This is a genomic window from Klebsiella sp. 2019SCSN059 (assembly GCF_021739525.1).
Taxonomy (GTDB): domain Bacteria; phylum Pseudomonadota; class Gammaproteobacteria; order Enterobacterales; family Enterobacteriaceae; genus Klebsiella; species Klebsiella quasipneumoniae.
On record NZ_JAKKOM010000145.1, the window covers coordinates 1 to 428 of the forward strand.

The window sequence follows — 428 nt, forward strand, 5'->3', positions numbered from 1 at the left end:
ATTTCAGTGACCAGGCTCCGCACCCAGGTGTTCAGCTCCAGCTCCAGCAGGCGCCGGTCCTTGGTGGTGCCGATATTCTCGCGCTGGATCATCTTCAGGTAGTGCGCGATGCGCGACAGCAGGAAGATATAAGGCAGACGCGCGTTGATGCGGCTGTTGGCGGTAGCGTCGGCGGTATCGTACAGCGCCGGTTTTTGCGCGGAGTTGGCCGAGAAGAAGCAAGCGTAATCGCGATTTTTGTAGTACGACAGTGGAATGAAGCCCAGGCTGGCGAACTCAAACTCCCGTGTTTCCGGGATCATCACCTCGGAAGGGATCTTCACCTGATTGCCGGTGCCCAGATCGTACAGATGGATGGGCAGATCTTTCACCGCGCCGCCGGCCTGCGGGCCGCGGATCTGCACGCACCAGCCGTTATTGACAAAGCT

Annotated in this window: 1 protein-coding gene; it reads right to left on the reverse strand. The window is 59.1% G+C overall.

Annotated elements, in window-relative coordinates:
- Positions 1–428 (reverse strand): type VI secretion system contractile sheath domain-containing protein (locus L2I46_RS29350; protein WP_236948421.1); only part of this gene is annotated, 428 nt, incomplete at both ends.